Source organism: Marivita sp., from assembly GCF_051859345.1.
Taxonomy (GTDB): Bacteria; Pseudomonadota; Alphaproteobacteria; order Rhodobacterales; family Rhodobacteraceae; genus Marivita.
Genome location: NZ_JBHYFV010000037.1, coordinates 1 through 20,133, shown reverse-complemented (window position 1 = coordinate 20,133; position 20,133 = coordinate 1). Strand labels below are relative to the sequence as shown.

Annotated in this window: 17 protein-coding genes; 8 read left to right on the top strand and 9 right to left on the bottom strand. The window is 58.6% G+C overall.

The genetic code is table 11. The features are described 5' to 3' along the window. Positions 1–4 precede the first annotated feature (4 nt). The 4 genes from argH to ACTIEN_RS18030 all read left to right on the top strand — a co-directional run bounded on the left by argH (position 5) and on the right by ACTIEN_RS18030 (position 5,915). Positions 5–1,396: an argininosuccinate lyase gene (gene argH, locus ACTIEN_RS18045; protein WP_439524545.1), complete on the top strand. Its 1,392-nt coding sequence runs from the start codon at positions 5–7 to the stop codon at positions 1,394–1,396. A gap of 169 nt (positions 1,397–1,565) precedes the next feature. After that, complete coding sequence (locus ACTIEN_RS18040; RefSeq protein WP_439524544.1) at positions 1,566–1,883, top strand: DUF2834 domain-containing protein; 318 nt, start codon at positions 1,566–1,568, stop codon at positions 1,881–1,883. A gap of 126 nt (positions 1,884–2,009) precedes the next feature. Further along, complete coding sequence (gene lysA / locus ACTIEN_RS18035; protein ID WP_439524543.1) at positions 2,010–3,275, top strand: diaminopimelate decarboxylase; 1,266 nt, start codon at positions 2,010–2,012, stop codon at positions 3,273–3,275. A 36-nt stretch (positions 3,276–3,311) separates the two neighbouring features. Next, entirely contained in the window at positions 3,312–5,915 is a 2,604-nt protein-coding gene (locus ACTIEN_RS18030; RefSeq protein ID WP_439524542.1) for a TIGR02302 family protein, read from the top strand. Between the two features lie 37 nt (positions 5,916–5,952). On the opposite strand, the gene arfB is transcribed toward ACTIEN_RS18030, so the two are convergent. The 6 genes from arfB to ACTIEN_RS18000 form a co-directional block, all read right to left on the bottom strand. Beyond that, positions 5,953–6,378 (bottom strand): alternative ribosome rescue aminoacyl-tRNA hydrolase ArfB, encoded by a 426-nt coding sequence (arfB, locus tag ACTIEN_RS18025; RefSeq protein ID WP_439524541.1) that lies wholly within the window; start codon positions 6,376–6,378, stop codon positions 5,953–5,955. A 261-nt stretch (positions 6,379–6,639) separates the two neighbouring features. Next, the gene (locus tag ACTIEN_RS18020) at positions 6,640–7,269 is read right to left on the bottom strand and encodes a queuosine precursor transporter (RefSeq protein ID WP_439524540.1); all 630 of its coding nucleotides are present in this window, start codon (positions 7,267–7,269) and stop codon (positions 6,640–6,642) included. A gap of 91 nt (positions 7,270–7,360) precedes the next feature. Then, entirely contained in the window at positions 7,361–8,212 is an 852-nt protein-coding gene (locus ACTIEN_RS18015) for an esterase-like activity of phytase family protein (protein ID WP_439524539.1), read from the bottom strand. Positions 8,213–8,218: 6 nt separating this feature from the next. Further along, entirely contained in the window at positions 8,219–9,142 is a 924-nt protein-coding gene (mepA, locus tag ACTIEN_RS18010) for a penicillin-insensitive murein endopeptidase (protein WP_439524538.1), read from the bottom strand. Further along, on the bottom strand, positions 9,139–10,479 hold the full coding sequence (locus tag ACTIEN_RS18005; RefSeq protein WP_439524563.1) for an MFS transporter: 1,341 nt from the start codon (positions 10,477–10,479) through the stop codon (positions 9,139–9,141). Before ACTIEN_RS18005 ends, mepA begins: the two co-directional genes overlap by 4 nt. Before the next feature lie 60 nt (positions 10,480–10,539). Continuing rightward, positions 10,540–11,067, bottom strand: coding sequence for an acyl-CoA thioesterase (locus ACTIEN_RS18000; protein WP_439524562.1), 528 nt, complete (start codon positions 11,065–11,067; stop codon positions 10,540–10,542). 156 nt (positions 11,068–11,223) lie between these two features. On the opposite strand from ACTIEN_RS18000, the gene ACTIEN_RS17995 reads away from it, so the two are divergent. The 3 genes from ACTIEN_RS17995 to yaaA all read left to right on the top strand — a co-directional run bounded on the left by ACTIEN_RS17995 (position 11,224) and on the right by yaaA (position 14,471). Further along, positions 11,224–11,517: a YggT family protein gene (locus ACTIEN_RS17995; RefSeq protein WP_439524537.1), complete on the top strand. Its 294-nt coding sequence runs from the start codon at positions 11,224–11,226 to the stop codon at positions 11,515–11,517. 83 nt (positions 11,518–11,600) lie between these two features. Then, positions 11,601–13,655 (top strand): DNA helicase RecQ, encoded by a 2,055-nt coding sequence (gene recQ / locus ACTIEN_RS17990; RefSeq protein ID WP_439524536.1) that lies wholly within the window; start codon positions 11,601–11,603, stop codon positions 13,653–13,655. Positions 13,656–13,691: 36 nt separating this feature from the next. Then, positions 13,692–14,471, top strand: a complete 780-nt coding sequence (gene yaaA / locus ACTIEN_RS17985) for a peroxide stress protein YaaA (RefSeq protein ID WP_439524535.1) — start codon at positions 13,692–13,694, stop codon at positions 14,469–14,471. On the opposite strand, the gene ACTIEN_RS17980 is transcribed toward yaaA, so the two are convergent. The 3 genes from ACTIEN_RS17980 to ACTIEN_RS17970 form a co-directional block, all read right to left on the bottom strand. Next, complete coding sequence (locus ACTIEN_RS17980) at positions 14,456–16,603, bottom strand: ATP-binding protein (RefSeq protein WP_439524534.1); 2,148 nt, start codon at positions 16,601–16,603, stop codon at positions 14,456–14,458. The two genes, yaaA and ACTIEN_RS17980, sit on opposite strands and share 16 nt — an antisense overlap. A gap of 134 nt (positions 16,604–16,737) precedes the next feature. Continuing rightward, complete coding sequence (locus tag ACTIEN_RS17975; protein WP_439524533.1) at positions 16,738–17,916, bottom strand: acetyl-CoA C-acyltransferase family protein; 1,179 nt, start codon at positions 17,914–17,916, stop codon at positions 16,738–16,740. Positions 17,917–17,985: 69 nt separating this feature from the next. Then, a complete protein-coding gene (locus ACTIEN_RS17970) occupies positions 17,986–19,320 on the bottom strand; it encodes a mechanosensitive ion channel family protein (protein WP_439524532.1) in 1,335 nt (444 codons plus the stop codon). 469 nt (positions 19,321–19,789) lie between these two features. Here ACTIEN_RS17970 and ACTIEN_RS17965 point away from each other — a divergent pair. After that, positions 19,790–20,133: aconitase family protein (locus ACTIEN_RS17965; RefSeq protein WP_439524531.1), on the top strand; the 344-nt coding region annotated here is incomplete at its 3' end.

The following is a 20,133-nucleotide window of genomic DNA, read 5'->3' as shown; positions in this document are numbered from 1 at the left end:
AGACATGTCCGACAAAACCTCGAACCAGATGTGGGGTGGCCGTTTCGCCGCCGGTCCCGATGCAATCATGGAGGCGATCAACGCCTCGATCGGGTTCGACAAACGCATGGCGGCACAGGACATCGCCGGGTCGAGGGCTCACGCCGCAATGCTGGCTGCGCAAGGTATCGTAACACCTAGCGATGCGGCGGCGATGCGGGAAGCCTCGCTCACCTTATTGTCAGCGATGGAAACAGTCGCGTTCACCTTTTTGACTGCGCTTGAGGACATTCACATGAATGTCGAGGCGCGGCTGAAAGAAGTAATTGGCGAACCGGCAGGGCGTTTGCACACTGGCCGGTCGCGCAACGATCAGGTGGCCACCGATTTCCGGCTTTGGGTGCGCGATCAGTTGGATGCGGCTTCTTCGGGCCTGACGGCGCTTATCAGCGGGTTGCTGTCTCAGGCCGAAGCGGGAGCCGATTGGGTGATGCCGGGTTTCACGCATTTGCAGACCGCCCAGCCGGTGACATGGGGTCATCACATGATGGCCTATGTCGAGATGTTCGCCCGCGATCTGAGCCGCGTTCAGGACGCGCGCAAGCGGATGAACGAATCACCTTTGGGCGCGGCAGCGTTGGCAGGCACTTCCTTTCCGATTGATCGGGATATGACGGCAGAGGCTTTGGGCTTTGACCGCCCGATGGCCAACAGCCTTGATGCCGTGAGTGACCGGGATTTTGCGTTGGAGTTTCTGAGTGTCGCCAGTATTTCAGCCATGCACCTGAGCCGATTTGCCGAAGAACTGGTGATCTGGTCCTCAGCGCAGTTCCGCTTTGTCACCCTGTCGGATCGGTTCTCAACGGGATCTTCGATCATGCCGCAAAAGAAGAACCCCGATGCGGCGGAACTGATCCGCGCCAAGATCGGGCGCATCTTCGGAGCCAACGTCGCGCTGATGATGGTGATGAAGGGTTTGCCGCTGGCCTATTCCAAGGACATGCAGGAAGACAAGGAACAGGTCTTCGATGCGGCCGACAACTGGATGCTGGCGCTCGCCGCGATGGAGGGCATGGTCAAGGACATGACCGCCAACCGCGCCAATCTCGAGGCGGCTGCCTCTGCCGGGTTTTCCACCGCGACCGATCTTGCGGACTGGCTTGTGCGCACGCTCGACCTACCTTTCCGCGACGCGCATCATGTGACCGGGTCACTGGTCGCCATGGCCGAGAAGAAAGGGTGCGATTTGCCGGATCTGAGCCTTGAGGACATGCAATCCGTTCATGCCGACATCACCTCGGACGTGTTCGCGGTGCTGGGCGTGCATAATTCGGTTGCCAGTCGCACGAGCTATGGTGGAACGTCGCCTGATCGTGTCCGCGAACAGGTCGCGCGTTGGAAAAAGGTGCTGGGATGAAAGCCGTCATGCTGATTGCTGGATTGGCTGTGTTATCTGCCTGCGGTGCAGACGGTCCTCCGATCACGCCATCGGTCAACACGACTGTATCCGTCGGCACCGAAGGCGTACGGACATCGACCGGAGTCAGCGTGCGCTCGGGGCCCGTTACGGTAGGAGCAAGTTTCTGATGTCGCCAATGCGCTGGATTTATCTTGCCCTTGCCGTTTGGGGGGCGATCCACCCGATGTTTTATTTCGTGTCATGGTTTCAGGAAAATGGCTGGTCACTGGGCGCGATGATTGACGCCTGGTATGTGAACGACGCCACCACCGGCCTGACTTGGGATCTGACAATAGCCGCTGTCACTCTGACCATCTGGATCATTGCCGAGGTTGCGGTGCGGCGGAACTGGGTTGCGCTGATCGCCATACCGGCGACCTATTGCATCGGTGTCAGTTGCGGTCTTCCGCTGTACCTGTTCCTGCGTGCGCGTCCGGTCGAGTGAACCATCATGTGACACCTGCCTTTGTGGCACGTGTCGCGTTTGCATATTTGGAAAAAGAAGAAGCAGGAAGGGTGGCGCAGATTACGGCGCTGGGTTACTGCGGCGCGGTCTGGATCGGAGGCGGCTTTGGATCATTTTCTCTATCGTGACGGCGAATTACACGTCGAAGACGTATCGGTTTCCGATATTGCAGCCGCAGTCGGGACGCCGTTTTACCTGTATTCCACCGCAACCCTGACGCGGCATTTCCAACTTTTCGATGACGCGCTCGACGGCATGGATCACTTGGTTTGCTATGCGATGAAAGCGGCTTCGAATCAGGCCATTCTCAAGACTTTGGCGGACCTTGGTGCAGGCATGGATGTGGTGTCGGGCGGAGAGTACGCGCGTGCCAAGGCCGCCGGAGTTCCGGGGGACCGCATTGTTTTCTCGGGTGTCGGGAAAACGCGGTCTGAAATTCGGGCCGCTCTGGAGGGCGGAATCCGCCAGATCAACGTTGAGAGCGAACCGGAATTGCATGTCATCTCCGAGGTTGCGACGGCGATGGGCGTGATCGTGCCGATCACCGTGCGCGTCAATCCGGATGTCGATGCCAAGACCCATGCAAAGATTGCCACCGGGAAATCCGAAAACAAGTTCGGGATTCCGATTGGCAAGGCCCGTTCGGTTTATGCCGAGGCTGCGGCGCTGCCGGGGATCAAGGTGATCGGTATCGACGTGCATATCGGATCCCAATTGACCGATCTGGAACCTTATGAGCTTGCCTATCGCAAAGTGGCAGAGTTGACTGAGCAACTGCGCTCCGATGGGCATACCATCATGCGGCTTGATCTGGGCGGTGGTCTTGGCATTCCTTATGCGCGATCCAATGAGGCCCCGCCGTTGCCGTCAGATTACGGCGCGCTGATCAAACGGACGGTAGGCCATCTGGGCTGCGAGATCGAGATAGAACCAGGTCGTCTGATTGTCGGAAATGCGGGTATTCTGGTCAGTCGCGTGATCTATGTGAAACAGGGCGAGGGGCGGCAGTTCCTGATCCTGGATGGGGCAATGAACGATCTCATCCGCCCGGCGATGTATGACGCGTATCACGACATTGTACCCATCATCGAGCCTTCTCCGGGAGTCGAGCAACAGCCCTATGACATCGTGGGGCCGGTTTGCGAATCCGGGGATACCTTTGCCAAGAATCGCATGATGCCGCCCCTTCAAGCGGGTGACCTTGTGGCGTTCCGATCTGCGGGGGCGTACGGCGCGGTGATGGCCAGCGAATACAACACGCGGCCCCTTGTGCCTGAAGTTTTGGCCAAGGGTGATCAATTCGCCGTCATTCGGCAGCGCCCCGACTTTGACGAAATCATAAACCGAGATACCATTCCCCCATGGCTGTGAGGTATTCCCCTGCAGTCAAGGAGCCGGGAGATCGGAATGACCGCACGCGATGACCTGCCAAACGAGATAAACACGGCCCTGCGTTGGCCGTTGTTCCTGACCCGATTGGGTATGGGGGCCGAAACCATTGTGCGTGCGTTCTGGCCATTCTGGTCGGTGATCTTTGCCGTTCTCGCCTTTCTGATGCTTGGTCTGCAGGATTACCTTCCAGTCGAAGCGGTTTGGACCGTGATCGGGATTTCAGGGCTTGGTGCGCTTTGGGCGTTTGTGCGTGGTGTGCGCCGCTTTTCGTGGCCAACGCAAGCTTCGGCCCTTGCGCGCCTGGATGCGACGCTGCCCGGCAATCCGATCCTGGCCTCCATGGACAGTCAGGCCATTGGCGCGGGTGATGCGGCCTCCTCGACTGTCTGGAAAGCGCACCAGGCGCGAATGGTGGCCCGTCTCAAGAATGCAAGAGCGGCTGAACCCGATCTTCGGGTCGCCAAGGCGGATCCTTTCGCATTGCGCTATGTGGCTGTTCTGGCGTTTCTGGTTGCCGGCGTGTTTGGGTCGGTGCTCAAGGTGCAGACTGTTTCTGCGATGGGCCCAACCGGATCCGATCTGGCGTCAGGCCCTACATGGGAAGGCTGGCTGGAGCCGCCGTATTACACGGGACTGCCGTCGATCTATCTGAATGACATTGATGTGGCTCAGCTTGAAACGCCGCAAGGCAGCCGTGTCACCCTGCGCTTTTACGGCGAGGTGGGCGCGCTGAGTGTGTCCGAGACGGTATCGGGCAGCGTGTCCCCGATCGCCACTCCGGAAGACTTGATCGCAGCATCGACAAATACGGCGCAGGAATTCAATGTTGAGCAATCCGGCCGACTTGAAATTGACGGACCCGGTGGGCGCTCCTGGAATGTTGTGGCAACGCCTGATCGCGCACCCGAGGTCAACCGCGATGGTGAGATCGAGGTCAGCTACGACGGCGAAGCGCAAATCCCGTTTACCGCAAAGGACGATTACGCCGTGGCCAACGGCACCATGCGGATCGAACTTGCGCTGGATGCGGTCAACCGGCGCTATGGCCTGCGGATTGATCCAGAATCCCGCGCGATGATCGAACTGCCCTTGCCGATGCCGATTGCCGGTGATCGGTCGGAATTTACCGAAACGCTTGTCGATAATTTTTCGGAACATCCTTGGGCCAACCTGCCCGTCACGATCAGCCTGAGTGTCGTCGACGAGGCGGACCAGATGGGCGAAGCACCATCCGAAGTGATCGACCTTCCGGGTCGGCGCTTTTTTGATCCGATGGCGGCTGCCATCATTGACCTGCGCAGGTCGCTATTGTGGAACCGGGAGAACGCGGCAGACATCGCGATGCTGATGCGGGCCATTTCGCACCGGCCCGATGACGTTTTCCGTTCAAGTACCGATTTCTTGCGTCTGCGCACCATCATGCGCCGTGTTGAGGCGCTGTCTCAGGTTCAGATGACCGATGACCAACAGGCCGAAATTTCGCAAGCCATGTGGGATCTTGCCTTGCGTCTTGAAGAAGGTGATCTCGAGGATGCGCTCGAACGTTTGCAGCGGGCGCAGGATCGGCTGTCAGAGGCGATGCGCAACGGTGCCTCGGATCAGGAAATTGCCGAACTGATGCAGGAGTTGCGTGAAGCAACGGATGACTACCTGCGTCAATTGTCGCGTCAGGCCCAGCGGGATGCTCAGGAAAACCCTGATCAGGAGATGACCCAGAATCAGAACCAGAACATGATGGAGATGAGCCAGAACGATCTCCAGGAAATGATGGACCGCATTCAGGAGTTGATGGAACAGGGCCGTATGGCCGAAGCGCAGGAAGCGCTCGAACAGCTGCGCCAGATGATGGAAAACATGCAGGTCACCCAAGGGCAGGGCCAACAGGGCCAGTCGCCGGGGGAACAGGCTATGGAAGGTCTGGCGGAAACGCTGCGCGACCAGCAGGGCCTGTCCGATCAGGCGTTCCGCGATCTTCAGGAACAGTTCAATCCGGGGCAGCAGGGACAACAGGGTCAACAGCCGGGCCAACAACAAGGGCAGCAGGGTCAAGGCCAACAGCAGGGTCAGGGACAGCAACCCGGTCAACAGCCGGGCCAAGGCCAGAATGGTGAAGGTCAAAGCCTTGAAGAAAGCCTTGCCGAACGGCAGCGCGCCTTGCGCCAGGAATTGAACCGTCAATCCCAGAACCTGCCCGGTGCTGGCACTGAAGCCGGTGATGCCGCCCGCGAGGCATTGGACCGTGCCGAAGGGGCCATGGAAGGGGCCGAAGAGGCGTTGCGCGGGGATGATCTTGCTGGTGCCATCGACAACCAGTCCGAAGCGATGGAAGCGCTTCGTGAAGGGATGCGCAACCTTGGCGAAGCGATGGCACAACAACAGCAGCAGGGTCAGGGCCAACAGGGCATGGCAGATGGTACAGACCCAGGTCAGCAGCGCGATCCGCTGGGTCGGAACGTCGGATCGAACGGGCAGATCGGGTCAAACGAGAACCTGTTGCAAGGGGAAGATGTCTATCGCCGCGCGCGCGAGTTGCTTGACGAAATCCGTCGCCGCTCGGGTGAGGGAGAACGTCCGGAAGAGGAACTGGAATACCTGGAACGCTTGCTCGACCGATTCTGACCCGGCGCGTTGGCCTCTTCGCTTAATGCGAAAGGTTTCAGGATCCGTCCGGATCGACCTTGCCGCGCAGTGATTTTACGTCGCCGCGAACCTTCTTGGCTTTCAGCCGCCGTTTCTTGGACCCCAGTGTCGGCTTTGTCGGAATGCGGCGTTTCGGCGGTTTGAGGGCTTGGAGGATCATTTCCTTCAACCTGTCCCGCGCGATGTCGCGGTTGCGTGCCTGTGACCGGGTTTCATCCACCTGAAGGATCAGCGCACCTTCCTTGCTCCATCTGCGCCCGGCGATGCGGCGCAGCCGGTTTTTCACCGGACCGGGCAAATTTGGTGATCTTTCGGCCTCGAACCGCAATTCCACGGCACTTGAGACCTTGTTGACATTTTGCCCACCCGGCCCGGAGGCGCGGATGAACTGTTCGGTCAGTTCCCAGTCTTCGATGGTGATGGTGTCAGAAATGAGCAACATAATTCATCACATGGTGTTGAGGGTCTCATGCAAAAAGGGTCGCCACATGGGCGACCCTTCGAGACTTACGGAGGCGGGGTCCGGTTAGGCTCCTCACCAATTCAATGGGCTCTTCACCCAGGGGTTGCCCTAGATGACTGCCTCTCGAACTGTTCCGACACCTCTCTCCAATACCTCTCTCGACACTGGATCACCTCCTTTCAGCTGTTGATAAAACGCAGCTTCAGGGTGACAGGCTTTGCGCAAGGCGCAACCTTTTTCTCATGACAATGCCGAGTTTTCACGAAAACGAAGGACGATGAGTCGAAAAGGTATCAGTGCGACCAACGCAAGCGCGATCTTGACCATCCAGTCTGCCACGGCAAGTGACACCCAAAGCGGTGCAACCGGGCCAGCCCCCAGTAAAGGAAGCATCTCACCTGCCCAAGACACGTCGTTGTCGACTTCGATAAAGGTCAGCGCGCCAGAAAACGCGATTGTGAAAAAGAGCGCGGTATCAATTGTGGCGCCGATCAACGTTGATGCCAGAGGCGCGCGCCACCATGCGCCGCCGCGCATCTTGTCGAAGATCGCAACATCCAAAAGTTGTGCAGTCAGGAACGCGAGACCGGATGCCAGCGCAATCCGGAAGGTCACCAAAGGTCCGAATTCACCCTGAATCTGAGTCCCGACAAGCGAACAGAACACGCCAACAACGAAGCCGGCGAACACGACCTGCCGTGCGGGTCCGGGGCCGTAGAGGCGGTTCATCAAATCGGTGACGAGAAAAGCCAGAGGATAGGTAAAGGCGCCCCAAGTGAGCCAATTCCCGAAAAGGAACTGAACCAGAATGTTAGAGGCCAACACGATGAGGGCCATGGCGATAATGCCAGGAAGATGTGCGCGGGTCATTTCGACTCCCGTTTTGCCAAGGTTGCGGGGACTTGATTCCCGAAAGCCGGGAATAGCGCGACGCTTATAGCGACACCTCGGCACAGACAAGTTAATAGCTGACGGCGTATTCCACGATTTCGGTTTTCTGGAAAAAGTTGAAATTGTCGTCAGACACCATTGTCAGCCGCAAGGATCCGTCCTCGGCCAGCCAGACCGACAGGCCTTCAAGGTTGTCATGCTGACGCGTCCTGCTGGTCAGAAGGGTTTCACCGTCCAAAGCTGCGGTCGTTGCATTGCCGAGATCAAAACGCCGCACGCGACTGGCAAAACCAAAACCGCCAAACCCACGTTCCAGAACATAAAGGCGGTTATCGGGGCCAAAATCGGCCCCCACGGGCAAAAACCCGTTCTTGCGTACGATCGAAAATGGCTGATCCCAGCCCTGCGCGTCACGGTATCGAAAGACGGGAAAGGGAACCTGCAATCCCTCCGACACTTCCGGCAAGGAATAAACCGCTCCGTCAGGCGAGATAGCCAACGCTTCCAGGCCTCGGTTGAGCGGTAGCGCATCAATCGCCGGATAGTCGGGCAGGATCGACCAAGAGCCATCGACCTCTTGCCGGATCACCCGGTTGTCACTTTCCAGCGAGATATAGAGTCGCCCATTTGCATCACGCGCCAAGCCTTCGGTGTCGCGTTGCGAAGGCTTGGCAAACAGGCTGTCGGGGAAATCAAGCGGTGCGATCTCGGTGCTGCGCACGCCGATGATGCGGGTCCCATGCCGGAAAATCGTGCCTTCGATCAGGTGGGCCCGGTCGCTGAGCAGCGTAAAATCCGCGCCATCGGGGGCAAGTATGATCCCGGAATACCCGCCAAACGCTTCTCGTTCTCTCGTCCAGTGATAAGACGAGAGGAAACGGGCGGATGGAGTGTTTCGCGCCAAAGCGGGATCAGTGCTCAATGGTCATCAGTTCGACGACAACACGGCTTCACACTGTGCAGGAAGATCGGCAAGTGTCAGTTCCCGACGTGGACGCGGTGGTGGTGCATTGGGGTCGGGCGGCGGTGGGTTCAGGATGTTGTTCACCCAGGCCTGCGCATCGGCACACCCGTCACCCGCTGGCGGCGCGGCCTGATCGACGCATCCGCGCATCCCGCGCGGGCAACTTAGTCGCACATGGAAGTGATAGTGATGCCCGTACCAGGGTCTGATCTTGCGCAGATAACTGCGGTCACCGGTTTCGGCGTTGCACATGGCGACCTTCGCACCGGGGAACACGAAAATGCGCGCAACACGCGGATCGCTCGCGGCGGCCTTGATGATGTTGTGGTGCGATTTGGTCCATTGGTCATTGGTGAACGCACCGTTGGAGCGGCGCATCGAGATCGACGAGATGTTTTCGCGCTCTGTTTGGGTCAGGTTCAGACGGTCCGGGGTACGCATCCAGATGTCTGCGTCCAACCCGATCTGGTGGCTGGCGTGTCCGGTCAGCATCGGCCCCCCGCGCGGTTGGCTCATGTCGCCGAGATAAAGCCCGGCCCAACCGGGTTCTCTTGCGGCAATGCGTGACAGATCTTGCAGGAAATCAACCGTCTCGGGCAAACCCCAGTTGCGGTTCCGCGACAGGCGCATCGCTTGCCATGTCGGACCTGTCTCGGGCAACTGAACGGCCCCTGCGGCACAGCCCTTGGCATAACTTCCATATGCTGCCGGAGGCTGGCTTGATCCGGTATTCATTCCGCCGAAAAGCTGCTTTGCTTCCCGCGTGCTTAAAACGCCGCTTGAGCGATTGGCCGAAAGCGATGCCGACTCGCTGTTGCGTGGTCCGGTGTCTCCACCACATGCCGCCAGAAGGAAAGCCAGACCGATAAGAAGCGATGCCCGTTTCATGTTGCTGTCCGATGCCCGTTTGGTTTGACCCAGACTAACAACACAAGACCGATCAGGAAAAGCCCTATCACCGGACTGACCCCCAATTGCTGCGACCCGGTGGCGTAGGTGGTGATCCCGATCAGCAGCGGTGCCAAAAAACTGGTCGCTTTGCCTGCAAGGGCATAGAGGCCAAACGCTTCGGTCATCCGCGCCGGGTTGGCTTGTCGCACCATCATGGTCCGGCTGGCGGACTGGATCACACCGCCTGCAGCGCCGATCACGGCACCGATGATATAAAACGCGATATCCGGAAGGGCCGACCCGTCGGGCAAGGGAATTCCGAATATTGCATCGCGCGAGATCAGAACAATCGAAATCGCCACAGCCGTCAGGGCAAGAATACAGGCCACGATCACCGGCTTTGGCCCGAACCGCGAATCCGCCATCCCGCCGATCCACGCTGCAATCGCCCCTGCAATGATCGCCACGATTCCGAAGATGCCGACATTCTGAACGCTCCAGCCGAGCACACCGGCTGCATAAATGCCGCCAAAGGCATACATCCCGTTCAGCGCGTCCCGGTAGAACATTGCCGATCCCAGAAAGGCGAACAAAGACCGCTCCTGTGGCAAGCGGCGCAGGGTCTCGCGCAAGTCCCGCAAGGCCAGCTTGACCGCACCTTTGGGTGCCTTGTGTGCCTTGGGATCACGGACGAACAGGAAAAACGGGATCATGAACACTGCAAACCAGATCGCAACCAAAGGGCCCACAGCACGCGTGCCTTCCCGCTCGGCTGGATCAAGGCCCAATGCAGGCTCCAGTCCGATCAGGGTTCGTCCCGTTTCAGCGTTGTCGGCAAAGAACAACAGCATGATCACAAGCGCGACCAGACCACCTACATAACCAAAGGCCCAGCCATTTCCGGAAATCCGCCCGATCTCTTCCGGGGTTCCAAGGTCAGGCAGCATGGAATTGGTGAACGTTGTGGCAAACTCCATCCCGATCATGCCGATGGCAAAAAAGGTCAGGATCAGGATCAGGCTGAAGTCGCCCGGTGCTGCGAACCACAACCCTCCGGCGCCGACCATGTACATCAACGAAAAGACCCAGATCCATTTGAGGCGATTGCCGCCGGTATCAGCCAGCGCGCCCAGTACCGGTGCCAGAAGCGCGATCACGATTCCGGCAGCCCCGATCCCAAAGCCCCACGCAGATTGTGCGGTTGATCCGTCGCCCACCAGCTCTTTGACGTAAGGAGCAAAGATAAAGGTGATCAGAAGGGTGTTATACGGCTGGCTGGCCCAGTCAAAAAAGAACCAGCCCCAGATCCGTTTGCGCAGAGTGACGTTCACGATACCAATTCCCCCTGCCGTGGTTATGGGTGCGAAATGCGAACGCGACAAGCGGCGTGATGCTTAAACTGCGTCCTGCATCGGTGGCCATGGTCGGGCGTCTTCGGCCTCTAGCCATTTTGACACCCAATCGGGCATTTTGGGGGACGTTGCGTCTGCCATGTTCATCGCCTCGGCAACCTGAGCCGCGCGGACAATTCCATTCTTGTCGGTTACCGCAGCGCGATACACAGCATGATTGGCACATTCGCCGTTTGTCTTCCACATCGACTGTTCAAGGTAAAAAAACCGCTCATCCCAGCATAGCAATCGGCTGCGCATCTCAAAGCGCTCAAAGGCGCGGATGCGACGCCGATACCTGACAACGACGCCCGCCATGGTCATGCCCCATTGCCTTTTGCGAACCACAGCCATCAGCCCGTTGACCTGTGCCAAGGGGATCCGCCCCAGGTCATAAAGCGTCAAAGTACGCCCGTTGTTCAACTCCATCCACATGTCGATGTCCCAGGGCCAGCAAATATGGTGCGAGACATAAGTTCCGCATGGACCTATCTTTGGTGCCTTGCGTGCGCGCCATAGGCTTTTCGCCATTCGGATATACGGATACATCGGACACCTCCTGCTGTTTTCCTACTTGACCTAACGGGGGATCACGTCAACCGCGACCTCGCGGCAACCGCTCTGACTTGTTCTTCCGGGCACTTGCGCCTACCTCTTGGCAAGTCATGGTCAAAGGAAAGCCGTCCGATGCAATCGCTCTACCAGATCCTCATGCTGCTGCTCGATATCGTGTGGTTCTTCATTATCGCCCACGTCATCATGAGCTGGCTGATCAATTTCCAGGTCCTGAACCTGCGTCAGCCCATCGTTGCGCAGATCTGGGACGCGTTGAATCGCATTCTCGAACCGCTCTATTCCCGCCTTCGGCGTATCCTCCCGCCAATGGGCGGGATCGACCTTGCGCCGCTGGTGGCGCTGATCGGTGTCTACATCATCCGGATCGTGCTGGCGAACAACGCAGGCTGGTTCTACAGCTTCTGACCGCACTTAGGCTTGTTCACGCATCCTTAGTATGAGACTGTCAGATTTAGAGCAGATATAGTTAAGAACCTGACAGGTCACCGATGCCGCGCGATATGCCCGACGCAGATGCCATTCTGCGGGATGTCTTTGGATTCGACAGTTTCCGTCCCGGCCAGTCCGAGATCGTGGATGCTGTGACACAGGGTGAAAACGTACTTGCGATCATGCCCACGGGTGGCGGAAAGTCCCTGTGCTTTCAATTGCCAGCGTTGGTGCGCCCTGGGGTAACGGTGGTCATTTCGCCCCTCATCGCCCTGATGCGCGATCAGGTGCGTGGACTGCGCGAAGCGGGTGTCAATGCCGGTGCCCTGACCTCGGCCAATACCGACGAAGAGAACGACGCGGTCTGGGGCATGCTGCATTCCGGCGAACTGAAGCTGCTTTACCTTGCCCCGGAACGCCTTGCCTCGGGTGGCACGCAGCGGATGCTGCAACAGGCGGGTGTGTCTTTGATCGCCGTCGACGAAGCCCATTGCGTCAGCCAGTGGGGTCACGATTTCCGCCCTGATTACCTGCGTATCGGCGAATTGCGGCGCGCGCTGGATGTGCCCTTGGCCGCGTTCACCGCGACCGCGGATGCAGAAACCCAGGATGAAATCGTCGCGCGCCTGTTCGATGGGCAGGCGCCAACAACCTTTCTGCGCGGGTTCGACAGGCCCAACATTCACCTGATGTTCGCCCCCAAGAACAAACCGCGTGATCAAATTCTGCAATTTGCGGCGGCCCGCAAAGACCAGTCGGGCATCATCTATTGCGGCACCCGCGCCAAGACCGAAACGCTGTCGCAGGCTTTGAACGCCGAAGGCCACACCGCCTGTTTCTATCACGGCGGTATGGACCCCGATGCGCGCCGCCAGGTGGAAGCACGTTTTGCCACTGAAGACGGCTTGATCGTTGTCGCCACAGTTGCCTTTGGCATGGGGGTGGACAAGCCGGACATCCGCTGGGTTGCCCATGCCGATCTGCCGAAATCCATCGAAGCCTACTATCAGGAAATCGGTCGCGCCGGTCGCGATGGCGCGCCTGCGGAAACGCTGACTCTCTACGGCTCCGACGACATTCGCCTGCGCCGGTCCCAGATCGACGAAGGCAACGCCCCACCTGAACGCCGCCATGCCGACCACGGTCGCTTGAACGGGTTGCTGGGGTTGGCCGAGGCACAGGAGTGTCGCCGGAAGACGCTGCTTGGATATTTTGGTGAAAACGACATCACCTGTGGCAATTGTGATCTGTGCGATACACCCGCCAAGGTGTTCGACGGCACCGAGGCCGTGCGCAAGGCGCTGTCCGCTGCGCTTCGTACAGGTGAAAGTTTTGGTGCGGGGCATCTCATCGACATTCTGCTCGGCACCAGGACCGAGAAAGTCTTGCAGCGCAGCCATGACGCCCTGCCGACCTTCGGCGTTGGCAAGGATCTCAAACGTGGCGAATGGCAGGCCGTGTTCCGGCAGATGATGGGTTTTGATCTGATGCGCCCTGACTCTGATCGTCACGGTGCCTTGGTGATGACTGAAGCCGCAAGGCCGATCCTGCGCGGCGAAGCGTCGATCAACCTGCGCCGGGACAGCATCGAAGCGGCCAACGAACGTCGCCCGCAAGTGCGCACATTGGTAAGCGATGAAGACGCACCGCTTTTGTCTGCCCTCAAGGCCAAACGCCGCGCTCTTGCCGAGGAACAGTCGGTGCCGGCATACGTCATCTTCCCCGACAAGACGCTGATCGAAATGGCTGAAACGCGGCCCGCCACGCTTGACGACATGGCGCGCATCAACGGGGTCGGTGCCAAGAAACTTGAACGTTATGGCCGCGCCTTCCTCGAAGTGATTGCGGGGGATGTGCCGGACACGCATCCCGCGCGGCGCAGATTGGCAGGAGGCGGGGCAGGCGGGATCTACGACGCTCTGCTCTCGTCTCAGGCGGAACTGGTGCGTGGGGTCTGTGGAACTCTGAAACCGATGTCCTGCGAAGCGGGTCAACTTGCCAAGGTTGCCCAGATCAAACCGCGGGATGAATCCGGGATTGCCCGCATCATCGGGGACCGGCGTGCAGAGCGGTTTGCAGAGTCGTTTCTGGACGTTCTGCGCAACGCGAACTAGATCACCGGGAACCGCGAATTCAATAAAGGTGCTGCCATGCTTGTCGTGATCTCCCCGGCCAAACGTCTTGACTGGTCTGAACGTGACGTGACCTTGACGGAACCGGTGTTTCAGGATGACGCAAACCGGCTTGCCAAGACGGCGCGCAACCTGACCTTGGGGAATCTCAAGTCCCTGATGGACCTCAGCGATGATCTGGCCAAGCTGAACCGCGACCGGTTTCGCGATTTCGACGAAGCGCCCGCCTCGGACGATCTGCGCCCAGCTGCGCTTGCCTTTGCCGGTGACACCTATCAGGGGCTTGAGGCCGATACACTGGACGAGGATGAACTGCGCTGGGCGCAGGATCATTTGCGCATCTTGTCCGGGCTTTACGGCCTGCTGCGCCCCCTGGATGGCATTCAGGCGTATCGCCTCGAGATGGGCAGCCGTCTCAAGACCCGTCGGGGTGCAAACCTGTACGACTATTGGCGCAACCAGATTGCGAAACAATTGAAGGCACAGGCGGCCGAGCTGAACACCGACACGCTCATCAACTGCGCCAGTCAGGAATATTTCGGTGCGGTGCCGCCAAAGGCATTGGGCCTGCGCATCGTGACGCCCGCTTTCATGGAGGACAAGGGCGACGGCAAGACCCCCAAGATCGTCAGCTTTTTTGCCAAGAAAGCGCGGGGCGCGATGGCGCGGTATGTCGTCCAGAAACGTCTGACCGACCCGGAGGCCATTCTGGATTTTGACCTTGGCGGATATACATATCGGGACGATCTGTCAGAGGCGGACAAACCCGTCTTCGTGCGACCCTACGAGGCCAACTGACACCGCGGACAATAATGCTCCAGTTTTTCTAACAACGCGTCCTTGCGCAGGGGTTTGGTCAGATAATCCGTCAATCCCGCTTGCAGGATCATGTCGCGGTCGCCGTCCAGCGCGTGTGCAGTGACGGCGATGATCGGCACATGCGGTCCCTCCCCTTCCATCGAGCGGATGCGGGCGGTGGCCTCTTTTCCGTCCATGCCGGGCATCGAGATATCCATGAAGATGACATCGGGTCGGTCTGTTTCGAATGCGGTTACGGCCTCGTACCCGTCATTCGCAATCGTCAGCGCGATGTCCAGTTTGCCCACCATCTTGCGGAAGACCAATTGGTTGGTTCGGTTGTCCTCGGCCAAAAGCACCTTGGGAAGATCGGTGATATTGGCGGGAATATCTACGTTCGGTGCAGGTTCCGGCGCCTTCGCGCTGGCTTTGATCGCATCAAGAAGCGGTGCGCGTGCATAGGGGCGTTGAACCGTCGTGATATGGTCCAGCCCGGCCTCTGCCACACGTTTCGGATCATGTGAAAGGGATAGGACGGGGCTTGTCGGGGCGACTGCCTTTAATGCTGCGATGGTCTGAGGGAACAACGCGCAGTCGGGTTCCAGGCCAATGATGGTCAGACTGGCCGTTGCGACCATCTCGGCGGTCAGATTTGCCGGATCGGTGCACAGAACCGGCGTGCCTCCCAAGGCTTTGATCTGGTCAACCAGGGGCGTTGTATCCTCCGAGTCTCCTCCGTCTATCACAAGGATTCGTTCCAGTGCGGGATCAAGCCTTGGCACCGGTTCGCGGCATTCCTGATCAAGCGGGAGGGTGATACTGAACCCGAAACTGCTCCCGACGCCCTCGTGCGAGTCGATCCAGATATGTCCACCCATCAACTCGACCAAGCGCTTGGTGATGCTCAGGCCTAGCCCTGTTCCTTCGAATTGGCGGTTTCGATCATCTTCAACCTGATTGAATTCGCCGAACACATGATCAACCTTGTCTGCCGCGATCCCGATGCCAGTGTCTTCGACGACGATGTTCAGTGTGACGTGATCCTTGTCCGCCGCATCGCCGAGGACACGCAGGAGGACGTGTCCTTCCAGCGTGAACTTGACCGCATTGCCCATCAGGTTTGTGACAATCTGGCGGATGCGGCCGGGATCGGCGACAAAGCGGGTGGGCTGCCGGACATCGTAGTCGATCCTGAGCACCAGGCCCTTGGCCCGCGCGCTGGGCTGCATCAGCAAAACGACCTCATGCAGCGTCTGTTCGAGGTCGAACGGTTCAGGGTGCAGGACCAACTTGTCAGCGTCGATCTTGGAGTAATCCAGAACGTCGTTGATGATAACCAGAAGCGCCTCGCCCGAGTGTTTGATCGTTTCGACAAACAGACGCTGTTCGCTGTCCAGATCGGTTTCGGTCAGCAGGTCAGCCATGCCCACAACACCGTTCATCGGTGTTCTGATTTCGTGGCTCATGTTGGCAAGGAACGCCGACTTGGCGCGGTTGGCCGCTTCGGCACGTTCCCGTGCATCGTGCAGTTGTTCTTCGTAACGCACGCTTGCCGTAATGTTCAAAGCGAGGCTCACAACATCCCCTGACGGGCCACGCCGATCAAAAATCCGGACGTGTTCGCCGTTCCAGAGCTGGATCTCCATCGGTTCCGGATCGTCCTGTTGCCAACGGTCTTGCATCCGGGCGCGCCACTCCGCAGGAGATTCATTCCCGATACTGACGATTCCCTCTTCGGTCAGAAGTTGCAGGATACGCGGATAGGTGATGCCGGGTTGCGCCTCCTGAAGGTCGTCAAACACGGCAAGATAAGCGCGGTTGGCGACGATCATGCGGTTGTCGGCGTCAAAGAAGGCGAACCCGTCTTGAATGGTTTCAATCGAATGCCAAAGGCGACGCTCTGCGATCTGGATTTTCTCATGAGCGACGCCCAGTTCGGTTCTCACCCGCTGATTTTCGCCGCGCACCATCGCCACTTCGGCGCGGGTTTCGACAATTTCATTACTCAGCTTCTGGGCATGGGTGCCCAGTTTGCGGTTGGCGGCAAAAAGCTCGGCTTGTTTGAGTTCGAGTAGACGCTCCGCCGCCAGACGCGCGCGGCGTTCCTCGGCCAGCTTGTTGGCGACACTCATCCAGACCTCCGTTTCTTGTGACGGGGACTGTCGGGGATCATGGTGAAGAAGAAATTAACCCGACCGGGTTTCTTCGGTCGGGTTTGAAAGGAAACCCACGAAAAAATCCATGGGCTTCAAGTTATGAACTGCCGTCAGAGCCGTTCGATGGCCAGTGCAATCCCCTGACCACCGCCAATACACATGGTGATCAGCGCTTTCGACCCGCCAATGCGTTCCAGTTCGTAAAGCGCCTTGATCGTGATGAGCGCCCCCGTTGCGCCAACCGGGTGACCCAGCGCAATCGCTCCTCCGTTCGGATTCACCTTTGCGGGATCAATTCCAAGCGCCTTGTTCACGGCAAGCGCCTGTGCGGCAAAGGCTTCATTGCTTTCGATCACGTCAAAATCCGAGATGGAAAGGCCCGTGCGCTTGAGCAGGTTTTCCACCGCTGGCACCGGACCGATGCCCATCACTTCGGGGCGAACGCCTGCATGGGCATAGCCAAGGATACGGGCCTTGGGTTTCAGACCTGCGCTATGGGCAGCAGATGCAGTGGACAAAACCATCGCGGCCGCACCGTCATTGATCCCGGACGCATTGCCTGCTGTTACGGTTCCGTCTTTCTGGAAGACCGTCTTCAAACCGGCAAGCGCGTCCATCGTTGTTGCTTTGGGATGCTCATCCGTGTCGAAAGGAACCATCTCGCGTTTCACTTTGACGTCCACGGGAACGATCTGGCTGGCAAAGCGGCCTTTGCTGATTGCTGCTGCTGCGCGTTCCTGACTGGTCAAGGCGAACGCATCTTGCTGTTCGCGGGTGACATCATGTTCGGCCGCCACGTTTTCCGCAGTGACACCCATGTGGCCTGTACCGAACGGGCAGTTCAGCGCACCCAGCATCATGTCGAGTGTGCGCACGTCACCCATCTTGGCCCCCCAACGCTGGACCGGGATGATGAACGGTGAGCGACTCATGGATTCTGCGCCCCCGGCCAAGGCGAAGTCAGCATCGCCGAGCATCAGTGACTGGATCGCCGAAACAATGGCCTGCGCGCCCGACCCGCAAAGACGGTTCACGTTCATCGCCGGGGTTGTGTCGGGGATGCCCGCCTGCATCGCCGCCACGCGAGACAGGTACATATCGCGCGGTTCGGTGTTGATGACATGGCCAAAGACCACATGGCCGATCTGTCCACCCTCGACGCCAGCGCGTTCTAGTGCGGCCTGGGCGACAATTGCCCCAAGATCAATCGGCGGCGTTGCTGCAAGTGATCCGCCAAATGTTCCGATTGCGGTGCGTGCGCCGTCCAGAAGTACGATATCGTCTGCCATGAGGGTCTCCCTTGTTCTGTTGCGCATAGTATGGGGAAGGTGAGAGACCCTGTCAGCCGCAACGTTCCGTCAGTCCGGGAGCGATTTCGTCGCAAGCTCGGAGCCTTCGATGACTTTCACCTCGCGCTGCGGGAACGGGATTGAAACACCGTGTTCCCGGAACGCATCCCAAAGGGCAAGGTAGACGTTTCCACGGATGTTCGTCAGACCGCCGGTAGGGTCCCTGATCCAGAACCGCAGGATATAGTCCACCGAACTGTCGCCGAAGCCAACAATGTGACAGACTGGCGCCTTGAAGCTAAGCACCCTGTCCACCGACTTTGCAGCCTTTATCGCGATGTCGCGGACCTTGTGTGGATCGTCGCCATAAGCGGTCCCGAAATAGATATCGAGCCGCACAAATTCGTTGGAATGCGACCAGTTCACCACTTGGCCGGTGATCAGGTCTTCGTTCGGGATCAGGTATTCCTTGCCGTCGCGCGTGACGACGCTGACATACCGCGCGCCCAGCGAATTGATCCAGCCGAACGTGTCCCCCAAAGAGATCACGTCACCCGGCTTGATCGATTTGTCGAGCAGGATGATGATGCCGGAAACAAGGTTTGACACAACCTTTTGCAGACCGAAACCAAGGCCGACACCGATGGCACCGGACAGAACCGCAAGACCGGTCAGATCAACTCCGACGATGCGCAGGCCCATGAAGAACGCGGTGCCGAAAAGCGCGACTTGCAGAAACTTGATCGCCAGCACCTGCATCGAGGGTGAAATATCCTCGTTCCGGCGGATCGTGGCGGCTGTGCTGCCGCTGATCAGCCGGGCAAAGGTCAGGAGTGAGGCCAGGATCACCACGGTTTGAATGACCAGCCAGATAGAAAGGCGCGTCTCTCCGATGGTGATCGCCGCGCTGTCCAGCAATGATTGAGTTTGATCAGCCAGCCCGGTGATCGACAGCGTCACCCAGATCCATGCGCCGTAGCGCACGATCCCGCGCATCAGGGCGTTTTTGATCAACCGCGTCGCGAATGCAATCAATAGCCAGGCCATTGCCAGATTTGCGACGATGGCGAGAAGGTAAGACCTTGATGGCCATGTAACTTCGCGCATGACGAAAACCACAATCCAGATCGAGATGACGAAAAGGACCATGCGCAAACGGCGGTGGAAGACGACAAGCGCCCGCATTCGCCATTTGGGCCAGCCCTCGCGCGTGCGCATCCAATCGTGCATCCGGGGTTTGATGATGGCCGCAAGGACATGTGCGGCGACAAAAACCCCAAGCGCGATGAACAGCTGGTAGGCGTTCCAGGGTCGCAGAAGACTGGACAGAAACGCCTCGGCCCAGATGTAGAGGTCAAGAAAAACCTCGGTCAGAGTTTGTTGAGAGACGACATCTGGATCCATTGTGTGCCCGAGCGAACGCGTTGCTTCAGCGTCGCATCGCTGCACTCACAGTGCAACCGCTTACAAGTCTGGGATGGGAAGCGTTAAGGCAATCGGTCCGGTGTCAGTGTCTGCGCCCGCACTGTGTACAGCAAGACCAGCGAAAAGAATCGCGATCAGGCCCAGATGGATGATGTTCAGTTTTGTAAGCATGTTGCCCCTTGATGAGATTGATACGCCGGTGAACCTGCTTTGGATCACTTGGCGTTGAGCCTGCGAAGGCCCATAGGACATGCGCGGCACACTTGCGGGAACATGGTGCGATGATGTAAAGGCCGATCTATGGAAATGGTTTTCGATCTGGACGACCGCGCACGTTTGCGGGAACGGTTTTTCGGTGCGACACACACGGTGCTCGCGCGGCTATCCGCTCGCGCCTGAGCTGATACGACCACACCACCACTTTTGCACAGTTTAAGGGAGAGGACCCATGTCCCCCAAAACGCTCTATGATAAAATCTGGGATGCCCATGTCGCGCATGAAGCCGACGATGGCACCTGTCTTTTGTATATCGACCGGCATCTTGTTCACGAAGTCACCAGCCCTCAGGCATTTGAAGGGTTGCGCATGGCGAACCGGGCCGTCCGTGCCCCGGACAAGACGATTGCCGTGCCGGATCACAACGTTCCGACAACGCCGGGACGTGAAGATCCCAAGAACATGACAGAAGACAGTGCCATTCAAGTTGCGGCGCTTGACAAGAATGCCAAGGATTTCGGCATTCATTACTACCCTGTCTCTGACCTGCGTCAGGGCATCGTTCACATCGTCGG

What these genes read in the sequence shown, in the direction of transcription:
- argH (WP_439524545.1), top strand. Translation starts at nt 5, where the DNA reads ATGTCCGACAAAACCTCGAACCAGATGTGGGGTGGCCGTTTCGCCGCC.
- ACTIEN_RS18040 (WP_439524544.1), top strand. Translation starts at nt 1,566, where the DNA reads ATGTCGCCAATGCGCTGGATTTATCTTGCCCTTGCCGTTTGGGGGGCG.
- ACTIEN_RS18030 (WP_439524542.1), top strand. Translation starts at nt 3,312, where the DNA reads ATGACCGCACGCGATGACCTGCCAAACGAGATAAACACGGCCCTGCGT.
- arfB (WP_439524541.1), bottom strand. Translation starts at nt 6,378, where the DNA reads ATGTTGCTCATTTCTGACACCATCACCATCGAAGACTGGGAACTGACC.
- ACTIEN_RS18020 (WP_439524540.1), bottom strand. Translation starts at nt 7,269, where the DNA reads ATGACCCGCGCACATCTTCCTGGCATTATCGCCATGGCCCTCATCGTG.
- mepA (WP_439524538.1), bottom strand. Translation starts at nt 9,142, where the DNA reads ATGAAACGGGCATCGCTTCTTATCGGTCTGGCTTTCCTTCTGGCGGCA.
- ACTIEN_RS18000 (WP_439524562.1), bottom strand. Translation starts at nt 11,067, where the DNA reads ATGGCGAAAAGCCTATGGCGCGCACGCAAGGCACCAAAGATAGGTCCA.
- ACTIEN_RS17995 (WP_439524537.1), top strand. Translation starts at nt 11,224, where the DNA reads ATGCAATCGCTCTACCAGATCCTCATGCTGCTGCTCGATATCGTGTGG.
- recQ (WP_439524536.1), top strand. Translation starts at nt 11,601, where the DNA reads ATGCCGCGCGATATGCCCGACGCAGATGCCATTCTGCGGGATGTCTTT.
- yaaA (WP_439524535.1), top strand. Translation starts at nt 13,692, where the DNA reads ATGCTTGTCGTGATCTCCCCGGCCAAACGTCTTGACTGGTCTGAACGT.
- ACTIEN_RS17980 (WP_439524534.1), bottom strand. Translation starts at nt 16,603, where the DNA reads ATGAGTGTCGCCAACAAGCTGGCCGAGGAACGCCGCGCGCGTCTGGCG.
- ACTIEN_RS17975 (WP_439524533.1), bottom strand. Translation starts at nt 17,916, where the DNA reads ATGGCAGACGATATCGTACTTCTGGACGGCGCACGCACCGCAATCGGA.
- ACTIEN_RS17970 (WP_439524532.1), bottom strand. Translation starts at nt 19,320, where the DNA reads ATGGATCCAGATGTCGTCTCTCAACAAACTCTGACCGAGGTTTTTCTT.